This window comes from Pseudoduganella sp. RAF53_2 (assembly GCF_052113985.1).
GTDB lineage: Bacteria > Pseudomonadota > Gammaproteobacteria > Burkholderiales > Burkholderiaceae_D > Rugamonas.
In genome coordinates, this window is sequence record NZ_JBFRDW010000197.1 from 1 (window position 1) to 9,086 (window position 9,086).

The following is a 9,086-nucleotide window of genomic DNA, read 5'->3' on the forward strand; positions in this document are numbered from 1 at the left end:
GCCTTCATCACCCAAAAAGCAGCAGCGTAAATCCGCATGCCCCACGCCTCGATGAAGAAGGATCTCCGGGACTCGTTGAAGTCGCGGTTGAAGGCCGACCGCCAGCGCATCATTGCCACCTTCCACGAGGACGGCAAGCCGGAGAAGCTGTTGCGCAGCTTGCGCCAGAGCGTCGACAATGTCCTCATCTCGGCGTGGGAAAACGCCGCCCTGCCCCCGCAAGCTTCGCTGGTCGCGGTGGGCGGCTACGGCCGCGGCGAGCTGTTTCCTTACTCGGACGTCGATGTCCTGATCCTGCTGCACGAAGCGCCGGACCAGAGCACGCGCGGCCGGCTGGAAGAATTCGTCCAGATGCTGTGGGACCTGGGCCTGGACGTGGGCCACAGCATTCGCACCATCCCCGAATGCATCACCGAATCGAAGGCCGACATCACGGTGCAAACCAGCCTGCTGGAAGCGCGCCTCATCACCGGCAATATGGTGCTCTTCGGCCAATTGCAGGAAGCCTATAACGAGGCCATGGACGCGCGCGCCTTCTTCGAGGCCAAGACCATCGAAATGCGCCAGCGCCACGCCAAGTATGAGGACACCGCCTTCAGCCTTGAGCCGAACGTGAAGGAGAGCCCCGGCGGCCTGCGCGATCTGCACGTGATCCTGTGGATGGCCAAAGCGGCCGGTCTGGCCAACTCCTGGCGCACCCTCGCCGTACGCGGCCTGATCACGCAAACGGAAGCGCGCCAGTTGATGGAAAAGGAGCGTGCTTTCAAGGACATCCGCGTGCGCCTGCACCTCGTCGCCGGCCGCCGCGAAGACCGCCTGGTGTTCGACGTGCAGACCGCCGTCGCTGAAACGCTGGGCCTGAAAGCCACCGGCGCCGGCGTCCACATGCGCCGCGCCAGCGAGTACCTGATGCAGCGCTACTACTGGGCGGCGAAAACGGTGGTGCAGCTGAATACCATTCTGCTCCAGAACATCGAATCGTATCTCTTCCCGCACGACGAGAAGCCGGTGCCGATCAACGAGCGCTTCAGCGAAGAGAATGGCTTCATCGACATGAATGCCGACGATGTCTTCGAGAAGACGCCGTCGGCGATTCTGGAAGCCTTTGTGCTGATGACCGAGCGCCCCGCACTGAAAGGCTTATCCGCCCGCACCATGCGCGCCCTGTGGCACGAACGCTTCAAGATCGATGCGGCCTTCCGCGCCGATCCGGTGAACAAGGCTTACTTCCTGCGCATCCTGCAGGCGCCGCAAGGCATCATCCACAATATGCGGCGCATGAACGAGCTGTCCATCCTGGGCCGCTACCTGCCGAGTTTCCGCAAGATCGTGGGCCAGATGCAGCATGACCTGTTCCACGTCTACACGGTGGACCAGCACATCATGATGGTGCTGCGGAATATGCGCCGCTTCACCATGACGGAGCACGCACACGAATATCCCTTCTGCTCCCAGCTGATGGCGAACTATCCGCAGCACTGGCTGCTGTACGTGGCCGCGCTGTTCCACGACATCGCCAAAGGCCGCGGCGGCGACCACTCCAAGCTGGGCGTAGCCGATGCCACCCAGTTCTGCCAGGAGCACGGCATGAACGAGGAGGAAACCGAACTGGTGGCCTTCCTGGTCGAGCACCACCTGACCATGTCGCAGGTCGCGCAGAAACAGGACTTGTCCGATCCCGATGTGATCAAAGCCTTCGCCGCCACCGTGCGCGATGAGCGTCACCTGACCGGCCTGTATCTGCTGACCGTGGCCGACATTCGCGGCACCAGCCCGAAAGTGTGGAACGCCTGGAAGGCCAAGCTGCTGGAAGACCTGTACAAAATGACGCTGCGCGTGCTGGGCGGCGAACCGCATTCCGCCGACCGCGAACTGAAGAACCGCCAGCAGGAAGCACTGGCCACGCTGCGCCTCTACGGTCTGCCTCCCGATGCGCACGAAGCGCTGTGGAAGCAGCTGGACGTCGCCTACTTCCTGCGCCACGACGCCAGCGACATCGCGTGGCAGACGCGCGCGCTATGGGATCGCCTGAACAACGACAAGCCGGTCGTCAAATGCCGCCTTGCGCCGATTGGCGAAGGCTTGCAGATCGCCGTCTACATCAAGGACCAGCCGGACCTGTTTGCGCGCATCTGCTCTTACTTCGACCGCAAGAACTTCAGCATTCTGGATGCGAAGATCCACACCACGAAGCATGGCTATGCGCTGGACACCTTCCTGGTCACCGAGCAAAGCTTCGCCAAGAGCTACCGCGATATCATCAGCCTGATCGAACATGAGCTGTGCGAACTGCTGGAATCGCAGGCGCCGCTGCAGGCGCCGAGCAAGGGCCGCCTGTCGCGCCTGTCGCGCACCTTCCCGCTGCAGCCGACGGTGGATTTGCGGCCGGACGAGAAAGGCCAGTACTACCTGCTGTCGGTGGCAGCCAATGACCGTACCGGCCTGCTGTACTCGATCGCGAACGTRCTCGCGAAATACAAAATCAATCTGCACACCGCCAAGATCATGACGCTGGGCGAACGCGTGGAGGACGTGTTCCTCGTCGACGGCGCGCCCCTGCAAAATCAGCGCGTGCAGCTGCAACTTGAAACCGAATTACTCGAAGCATTGAAAGTCTGAGAAGTCTGATGTCCGAAGAATTATTACGCCTCTCCAAACGCATGTCCGAACTGGGACTGTGCTCCCGCCGTGAAGCCGACGAATGGATCGCCAAGGGCTGGGTGCGCGTGGATGGCCAGGTCGTGTCCGAACTGGGCGTGAAGGTCTACCCAAGCCAGAAAATTACCGTCGAACGCCAGGCCGCCGCCGAGCAGTCCAAGCGCGTGACGATCCTGATCAACAAGCCGATGGGCTATGTCAGCGGCCAGGCCGAAGACGGCTACAAACCGGCCGTGGTTCTGGTCACCCAGGAAAATCACTGGGAAGAAGACACTTCTCCCGAAATCTTCCACCCCAAGCAGCTGCGCAGCCTGGTGCCCGCCGGCCGTCTGGACATCGATTCCGTCGGCCTGCTGGTGCTGACCCAGGATGGCCGGTTGGCGAAACAGCTGATCGGTGAAGACACCAATGTGGACAAGGAATACCTGGTCCGCGTACAGTATTCGAAGCCGGGCCGCTTGCCGGACGCTGATTTACAAAAGCTGAATCACGGCCTGTGGATGGATGGCAAACCGCTGCTGCCTGCAAAGGTGCGCTGGCAGAACGACGATCAGCTCAGCTTCACTTTGCGCGAAGGCAAAAAGCGCCAGATCCGCCGCATGTGCGAAATGGTAGGGTTGAAAGTGATCGGTTTGAAACGTGTACGAATTGGCAAGGTTAAGCTGGGAGAACTGCCGCCAGGAAAGTGGCGTTACCTTTTGCCGACAGAACGCTTTTGAGTAGTACAATTTACAACAGAATTGCACTTTTTCTTGCTGTTGGGCAAGCGAACGCCGCGTGAACGCGGTAAAGTACGCGCATGAACGATCCAATGCCAACCTACACCCGCAAAGGTCCGCCCCGCTTGTCCGACGCCGTTGAGCCGATGTCCGGCGGTGTCCAGCCGCACGATATCACCAACCCGGACGATATCGCGGACGCATTGGCCATGCTGGCAACCCGCGGCGATGCCATCTCGATTTACCCTGATTCGAGTGTTGACCCGGTGATGGCACGYATCCTTTCCGTCGATCCGGAACTGCCGCATTTCATCATCGAGTTAAACGAAGGCGGCGCGCTGCCGCCCGGCGCCTGCACCTTCGTCTGCTGGCTGAATAACGCAAAATTCCAGTTCCGCCTGAACGATCCGCACTGGAACGCCCTGCCGGAACAGCCAACCCTGATTCCCGCACAATTCCCGGAACGCTGCCAGGTGCAGAACCGCCGTGGCGCGCCGCGTATGGAAACGCCGTTGGGCGTGTATTACACCGCGTCCTTCGTCCTGAACGGCAAGCCGTATGAGCTGCAGCTGTACGATTTCGCCATTGGCGGCGTCGGCATGCGCTGCAGCCCGCGCGAAGCGGTCGGACTGCATGTGGGACGCAAGCTGCAGCGCGTGCGTCTGGAACTGGGTCCGGAAACCGTGGTCATTTGCGATCTGGATATCCGCCTGGTGCGCCATTACCGCTCCTTCCTGCTGGGCGATCAGGTGCAGATCGGCTGCCAGTTCATGAACATGCCACCCAATACGCAGGAAGACCTGCGCAAGGCGCTCGACCGTCTGAATACCGCCCGCGTCACCCGCTGATCAAAGGCAGGCGCACGGTCACCAGCAGACCGGCGCCGCTATCCACCGCATCCAGACTGATTTCACCGCCGTGCTGCACGGCTACCGCACGGGCAATGGCCAGGCCTAGCCCGCTGCCGCTTTGCGTTTGGCGCGGATCGCGGAAGAAACGGTCGAATACGCGTTCGCGCAGCTCCGGCGCAATGCCCGGCCCCTGATCCGCAATGCGCAGCACCACGCTGGTATCTTCCCGCCGCAGATTCACGTGCACCGTGCCGTGTTCGGGGCTGTACTTGATGGCATTCTCCAGCAGATTGTCCACCAGCGATACCAGGCCCTCCTTGCGGCCTTTCATCCGCAGCTGACAATCGCCGCTCAGCTCAAGCTCGATGCCGCGCGCGTGGGCCAGGCCGGACAACACCGCCATCCGTTCCTGCACCAATTCGTCGAAGGACAACGCTTCCTCCTCCTCGCTGGCCGTGGCATCGCTGCGCATCAACCCCAGCAACTGGCTCACCAGGCGCGTGGCACGCGCACCGCTGCTGAGGATGCCGTCCAGCAGCTGGCGCTGGCGCGCATCGCCTTCCTGCACCTGCAAGGCTTCCACGTTCACGCGCATCGCCGCCAGCGGCGTACGCAGCTCGTGCGCCGCGTCGGCAATGAAGGCGCGCTCGCGCTGGGCGCTGTCGCTGACGCGGCGCATCAGCGCATTGATGGCATCCACCATGCCTTTCAGCTCGCGGTATTTCGCAGTGAATGCCAGCGGACGCAGATCCTGCGGCCCGCGCTCTGCCACCTCCTGCGACACGCTGCGCCAAGGACGCAATGCCATCCTGATGGACAACCATGCGGGTAAGAGCAGGAAAGGAATGCTGATCAGCAGCGGCAGCAGCAGATAGCGGCGCGAGTTCAGCGTGAGGAAAACATTGGCGCTATCGGCGGGTGTGACCATTGTCATGCGCGTGCCGCTATGGGCCGCCTGCACGGTACGCGCGCGCCAGCGGCGGCCGTCCAGCTGCATGGTTTCTATGCGGTCGAGCACCGTGTTGTGAACGCCAGGCGGCAGCAAGGGCGAACGGTACAGGACCTGCCCGTTACGGTCCTGAACGTAAAAAGTGGGCGCCAGCTCGGCGGCGCCGTCCAGGCCTGCGTTCTCGCGCATGGTGCGATCCAACTTGCCCAGCGCTTCTTCGCGCTTTGCCGGCTGATCCGCCAGGCTGTCGGCCACGGTCAGAAACGCGTCGTACACTGTATCGAACTTCAGAATTGCTTCGTCGCGAGCGGAATCGTAAATCAGGAAAGCCGCCGTTACTGCCCATAACAGCGCCAGCAACAGCATCTGCGCCAGCATCAGGCGCCGCATCAGGCTTGGCTCGGCGACCAGCGACCACCAGCGTCCGATCATTTGACAGGCTCCTGCTGATCGATTACGTAGCCCACGCCTCGCACGGTGCGGATATAGCCATCGCCGATCTTGCGGCGCAGATTCGCCATATGCACGTCCAGCGAGTTGCTGGCGTTTTCCTGCGCACCCGGCAGGGCCAGTTCCTCCAGGCTGCGGCGCGTGACGACGCGGTCGGCGCGGATCAGCAGGGTTTTCAACAGCGTGTATTCGCTGGCGGTGAGATCCACATTTTTGCCCTGCACCGTCACGCGGCGCGTCGGCACGTGYAGTACGATGCCGCGCAGTTCGACCGTTTCGCCATCGAAGCCGTAGCTGCGCCGCGCCAGCGCGCGCACACGGGACAGCAGCTCGGCCAGCTCGAAAGGCTTGACCAGATAATCGTCCGCGCCGGAATCAAGGCCGCGCAGGCGGTCGTTCAGGGCATCGCGCGCGCTCAGCACCGGCAAGGCCTGGCGCTCGCGGCGCAGGCGGGATAGCAAATGCAGGCCATCGCCATCGGGCAGGTTCAGGTCCAACAACACAAGGTCGCAGCCATCGCCGGCCAATTGCGCATCGGCGTCGGCCAGCTGGCGCACCCAGATCACGTCCATGCCCTGGCCGGTAAGCGCCAGGCGCACGCCATTGCCCAGATCGAGATCGTCTTCAATAAGCAGGATTTTCATGGGCACTATTAAACCACTGTCAGCTGAAGACAAGCTAAAGATCCGCCTTCATCCAATCTTCATGAAGGGATCAGGTTAGCTTCATTTGGCGGCCAGATACTGGCGGCTCCCAAAACTCATTGTAGGTATATGTATGAAAAAGAACCTGATTGCCACCGGCCTGCTGCTGGCCTGCGGCCTGGCCGCCGCGGATGATAACGTGCTGACGCTGGGCGCCGGCATCGCCGCCACATCCCGCTACTCCGGCTCCGACAAGATGCAGGCCGCGCCTGTTCTGGCGATCGACTACCAGATGGCCAACGGATTTTATGCCAGCACCATGCGCGGCCTCGGCTACGGCCAGACCTTCGGACGTTTGCAGTTGAACGGCGCCCTCGCCTACCGCGGCGAACGCACGGACAAGGAGGAAGTCAATTTCGGCGGCCGCCAGGGCAGCGACAAGCTGAAAGGCATGGGCGTGGTCAAAGGCAGCGCCACCGCGGTACTCGGCGCCGGCCTGACCATCATGGACGGGCTGGTGCTGGGCCTGCAGACTGAAGTGCCGCTGTCTCATCGCGAAAACGGCAGCCGGAGCTCGCTGGGCCTGACATATACCCTGCTCAACGACCAGGTTGATAACGTGTCCGTCAGTGGTGGTGCAAACTTCGCCGATAAAAAATACGCGCAGACATACTACGGCGTCACCGCCAGCCAGTCCGCACGTTCAGGCTTCAAGGAGTTTGCCGCGAAAGCAGGCGTGTTTGAGGCGACGTTCAGCACATCGTGGCAGCATCGCCTGAATCAGCAATGGTCCGTCACCAGCATGCTGGGCGTGAGCCGTCTGACGCGCGATGCGGCCAAGAGCCCCATCGTGTTTCGCAAAACCTCTCCGACCGCAGCGGTGTACGCCAGCTACGCCTTCTGAAATCTACAGCATATCCAGCGGGGTCGCGCGGCGTGGCGGCGCGAAGGCTTTGTCCAGCGTGGCAAAGTCTTCCTGCCGCAGCGAGATCGCCAGCGCACCGGCGTTTTCGCGCACGTGGGCCTCGCTGGATGCTTTAGGAATCGCCAGCACAGCCGGATCGCGCAGCAGCCAGGCCAGTGCAATCTGGGCTGGTGTGGCGCGGTGGTGTTCGGCTACCGACAGCAGAGCGGGATTGGACAGCAAGGCTTTCTGTTCCTTGCGGTCCGATTCGAGCGGTGAATAGGCCATCAGCGTGATGTCGCGCTCGCGGCACCATGGCAGCAAATCCCATTCCACGCCGCGCCGGCGCAGGTTGTAGAGCACCTGGTTTGCAACGATACCCTCACCGCCGCGCAGGCTCTCCGCCTTACGCATATCGTGTGTATCGAAATTACTGACGCCGAATTCAAGAATCTTGCCGGACTGCTTCAGCTCCACCAGAGCATCGAGCGTGTCCTGCAGCGGATGCGAGCCTTGCCAATGGAGCAGATAAAGGTCGATGTGGTCGATCTTCATGCGTTTCAGGCTGCGCTCGCAGGCTGTGATCGTGCCTTTGCGGCTGGCGTTCTGGGGCAGCACCTTGCTGACCACCTGCACCTCGCTGCGGCGGCCTGCAATGGCTTCGCCCACCACTTTCTCAGCGCCGCCATCGGCATACATCTCGGCGGTATCGATCACCGTCATGCCCAGATCAATGCCCAGCTGCAGCGCGCGCACTTCCTGCGCCTTATGCGCGGCTACGTCGCCCATGCTCCACGTGCCCTGTCCCAGCGTCGAATTCATGATTCGCTCCTGTCTACAAGCCGAATGCCCGAACGCTTAGTGTATAGGTAAACGCAAAAACGTACGCCACGAACAGCACCAGCAAGGGAAGGGAGAATGCCGCGGCAATCTTGCGCGGAAGCGCTTGCGGCAGACGCATCATGCCCGCTTCAAAGACGGCCGTAACGAGCAACATCGCCAGCAGCGACGGCCAGTAAAGCAGCGCCGCGATCAGCCCCTGCTCCAGCGCATTGCCGCCGACATCGCCTTTCAGCACCATAGCCGGCGCCACATAGGTAAATGGCACGCCGCCAAACAGCATGATCAGTTTGAAGACCAGGAAATGCTTCGATTCAGGCGGCTTGTGTTTGAACACATTTCCGAAGAAGAAGCGCAAACCGTCAGCGCGGCCGGTCAGGGCAAAATAAGAGAGGCCGACGAAGAACGGCAGCAAGGCGCAGCCGAACAGTACCAGCATGGAAGACGGCGGCAGATAGATTGCGTCCAGCAGGATACGCATCTTGGGCGGCTCGCCCATGGCCGCGACACGGAAGATCACCAGCATCTGCGCGGACAACAGGCTGGCAACGCAGAATTTGAGGAGGAAGCCGACACGGGGAACAAGCATCAGCGATTCCGACACCGCAATGAAGATCACGGTAGCCAGCAGCAGACGCCAGGGAGCCGCGGCGAGCAGGCTCAGTGCCGCTGCCGCGCTATGCAGAATATCGAGGGCATTCAAGGAGCCCTCCTCCCTTTACGCCTCGATGGCGCGCGCCGATTTGGCGGACCAGCGATACAAGGCCACCACCATCGCACCGCCAACGGCAGTGGCGATAATCATGCCTGCGGATTCACCAAGCCCGGTCGCAATTGCCAGCGGCTCGCCTTTATTGGTCAGCACAATCAGGCCAGCCAGAGCGACGTTGAACAAGCTCTCGCCCACGATAAAGCCGGACATCACCAGCACGCCGAGACGCGAAGCGGCTTCGCCATGCTTCTTGTTTTTCATCGCGCGGTCAAACAGCCAGCCGGCAATGGCGCCTACAACCACGGGCGAAGTCACTGCCGACGGCAGGTAGATCGCCAGGCCTACGCCCAGCGGTGGGC

At 61.8% G+C, this 9,086-nt stretch carries 9 protein-coding genes; 4 read left to right on the plus strand and 5 right to left on the minus strand.

The features are described 5' to 3' along the window. Positions 1-36 precede the first annotated feature (36 nt). From AB4Z11_RS13560 to AB4Z11_RS13570, 3 genes are all read left to right on the plus strand, one after another. Positions 37-2,619, plus strand: coding sequence for a [protein-PII] uridylyltransferase (locus AB4Z11_RS13560; protein ID WP_442025774.1), 2,583 nt, complete (start codon positions 37-39; stop codon positions 2,617-2,619). 8 nt (positions 2,620-2,627) lie between these two features. After that, entirely contained in the window at positions 2,628-3,377 is a 750-nt protein-coding gene (locus AB4Z11_RS13565) for a pseudouridine synthase (RefSeq protein WP_442025775.1), read from the plus strand. A gap of 80 nt (positions 3,378-3,457) precedes the next feature. Further along, complete coding sequence (locus AB4Z11_RS13570) at positions 3,458-4,225, plus strand: flagellar brake protein (RefSeq protein ID WP_442025776.1); 768 nt, start codon at positions 3,458-3,460, stop codon at positions 4,223-4,225. Here AB4Z11_RS13570 and AB4Z11_RS13575 read toward each other — a convergent pair. Next, complete coding sequence (locus AB4Z11_RS13575; protein ID WP_442025777.1) at positions 4,215-5,609, minus strand: sensor histidine kinase; 1,395 nt, start codon at positions 5,607-5,609, stop codon at positions 4,215-4,217. The genes AB4Z11_RS13570 and AB4Z11_RS13575 overlap by 11 nt on opposite strands. Next, the gene (locus AB4Z11_RS13580; RefSeq protein WP_442025778.1) at positions 5,606-6,271 is read right to left on the minus strand and encodes a response regulator; all 666 of its coding nucleotides are present in this window, start codon (positions 6,269-6,271) and stop codon (positions 5,606-5,608) included. Before AB4Z11_RS13580 ends, AB4Z11_RS13575 begins: the two co-directional genes overlap by 4 nt. A gap of 133 nt (positions 6,272-6,404) precedes the next feature. Between AB4Z11_RS13580 and AB4Z11_RS13585 the strand changes: the two genes are divergently transcribed. Next, complete coding sequence (locus AB4Z11_RS13585; RefSeq protein WP_442025779.1) at positions 6,405-7,175, plus strand: MipA/OmpV family protein; 771 nt, start codon at positions 6,405-6,407, stop codon at positions 7,173-7,175. A gap of 3 nt (positions 7,176-7,178) precedes the next feature. Here AB4Z11_RS13585 and AB4Z11_RS13590 read toward each other — a convergent pair whose 3' ends face one another. From AB4Z11_RS13590 to AB4Z11_RS13600, 3 genes are all read right to left on the minus strand, one after another. Beyond that, entirely contained in the window at positions 7,179-7,997 is an 819-nt protein-coding gene (locus AB4Z11_RS13590; protein WP_442025780.1) for an aldo/keto reductase, read from the minus strand. A gap of 13 nt (positions 7,998-8,010) precedes the next feature. Further along, the gene (locus AB4Z11_RS13595; RefSeq protein WP_442025781.1) at positions 8,011-8,718 is read right to left on the minus strand and encodes a hypothetical protein; all 708 of its coding nucleotides are present in this window, start codon (positions 8,716-8,718) and stop codon (positions 8,011-8,013) included. 15 nt (positions 8,719-8,733) lie between these two features. Beyond that, the coding region (locus tag AB4Z11_RS13600; RefSeq protein WP_442025782.1) for an OPT/YSL family transporter at positions 8,734-9,086 on the minus strand (353 nt) is incomplete at its 5' end.